The organism is Burkholderia sp. Tr-20355, assembly GCF_017104685.1.
Lineage (GTDB): Bacteria > Pseudomonadota > Gammaproteobacteria > Burkholderiales > Burkholderiaceae > Burkholderia > Burkholderia seminalis.
Window position 1 is genome coordinate 1 of the sequence record NZ_JAAGPK010000358.1, and the last position, 2058, is coordinate 2058.

Below are 2058 nucleotides of genomic sequence, written 5' to 3' on the forward strand. Positions count from 1 at the left end.
ACCGCTCGCGAGCGGCGCGGCCGCCGGGGTCGCGCAGCCGGTGCCGTGGCCGACGCTGTTGCCGGAGGCGGCGGCAACCGCGGCGGCATCGAAGGAGAAGGCGCACTAGCGCCGCGACAGGTCATGCGCATCGCGCGGCGCGCGGTGCGCGCATTACGCGAGGCGTCGCAGCGGTGCGGCGCCTCACGTCGCCGGCGGGGCATGGGGCCGCCGCCGGAAGGTGGATGAACTTCACTTAAAGGAGCACAACATGGGTACGCAGGCAGCAGGTGGTGCAACCAACACGAACCAGGTCCAGCAGCAGGCCGACGACCTGACCAAGACGCAGCTCGAACTGACGAAGATCAACTTCCAGGTCCAGCAGTCGACGGCGACGTTCGAAACCAGCAACGCAGTGACCGCGCAAGAGGGGACGGCGAACGCCCAGGTTGCGCAGCACCTGAGCTCGGCCGGCCGCGCATGACGCCGGTCGCCGGCCGTGCCGCGCGTGGCCGCGCGCCGGGTCTGCCCGAGCAGGGCGTCCGGCGGCGGATGCGTGCGTGCCGGCCGGTTTGTTCCGGGCTGGCCCGACCGATCCGGTCCGGCGTCGGCCACTCGAGGAGGGCATGAACATGTCAGTGACAGGCGTAGGCGCGGCGCCGCCGGGCGCGGCCGCGCTCGCGAGCGCCGCGCAGCAGCAAACGGGTGCGGCGTCCGATCCGGCGCAGGTGCGCCAGTTCGATGCGCTGATGCAGCCGGGGGCATCGGCGGCGGCCCCGCCGTCCGCGTCGGGCGTCGCGATGTCGCGCGCGCCGGCGGATGCGGCGCCGGCCGTGCAGATGACGCCCGCGCAGGCGAACCAGTCGTCGCTCGTCGAGCGGTTGCGCACCTACGGCAACGATCTCGATTCGCGGTACGCGAACATCGACAAGCATCGCAGCGAGATGCTGACGTCGATGGCGGACAGCCGCAGCGACCCGCTGATGACGATGGTGAAGGCGATGGACTTCCAGTGGACGGCGACCACCACGATTTCGGAATACCAGTTGAGCCTGTCGGTCGCGCAGGCGGCGAACGGCTTCACGCACACGGTGCTGAAGACGCAGGAGTGATGGCGCGCGTGGGCCGGATCCGGCCTCGCGCGCCCTGAAGCGGACAAACGATGACGACGATCGATTCGACGCCGCGCGTGCATGCGTGGCGCAGCCGGGCGGCGCGCGCGCTGCTCGCGGGGCTGCTCGTGCTGTTGGCCGGGTGCCAGAAGGAGCTGTACTCGGGCCTGTCGGAGCGCGACGCGAACCAGATGGTCGCCGTGCTCGGCGACGTGGGCATCAGCGCGTCGAAGGACAACGACGCGCGCGACACGTCGGACCGCAACGCGTGGCTCGTGAGCGTTGCGGACGGCGACATGCAGTCGGCACTCACGGTGCTGCAGGCGAACGGGCTGCCGAAGCCGAGCTATGCGAGCCTCGGCGAGCTGTTCCAGAAGCAGGGCCTCGTGTCGACGCCCGCCGAGGAGCGCGTGCGCTACCTGTACGGCGTGTCGCAGGATCTGTCGCGCACGCTGCAGGACATCGAGGGCGTCGTGGTCGCGCGCGTGCAGGTCGTGATTCCCGAGAACGATCCGTTGGCGGACAAGATCAAGCCGTCGTCGGCGGCCGTCTACATCCGCTACCGGCCCGGCGTCGACCTGCGCGCGATGGCGCCGATGGTCAAGGATCTCGTCGCGCACAGCATCGAAGGGCTGCAGTACGACAACGTGTCGCTGTTCCTGCAGCCGGCCGCCGCGCGCGCGACACGCGTGGACGGGATCGGCAGCGCGGTGTCGGACGTCCTGCGGCTGCGTTCGCCGCTCGGCTGGCTCGTGTTCGCGCTGATCCTGCTGACCTGCGCGGTCATCGCGCTGTCGGCCGCGCGGCGCGGGATGTTCGGCGCGCGGCTCGCGGGCCTGCTCGGTGCGCCGCGCGGGGCGAACGGTGCCGGCGGCGCGTCGCAGCCGGGCGGCGGCCTGCGCGCGGCGGACGGGGCGCGCGACGGCGCATGAGCGATCCGCACGCGCCGCCGCCGGGCGACGGGCTC

General features: G+C 72.0%; 3 protein-coding genes. All 3 read left to right on the forward strand.

Annotated features, from left to right (window positions below; all coding sequences use genetic code 11):
- Positions 1-250: 250 nt before the first annotated feature.
- Positions 251-463 (forward strand): hypothetical protein, encoded by a 213-nt coding sequence (locus tag G3N62_RS35310; protein WP_034180511.1) that lies wholly within the window; start codon positions 251-253, stop codon positions 461-463.
- Positions 464-611: 148 nt separating this feature from the next.
- Positions 612-1091 carry a hypothetical protein gene (locus G3N62_RS35315; RefSeq protein ID WP_034189520.1) on the forward strand — a complete coding sequence of 160 codons (480 nt, stop codon included), beginning with the start codon at positions 612-614 and terminating at the stop codon, positions 1089-1091.
- Between the two features lie 50 nt (positions 1092-1141).
- A complete protein-coding gene (gene sctJ / locus G3N62_RS35320; protein WP_124670281.1) occupies positions 1142-2023 on the forward strand; it encodes a type III secretion inner membrane ring lipoprotein SctJ in 882 nt (293 codons plus the stop codon).
- Positions 2024-2058: the final 35 nt, after the last annotated feature.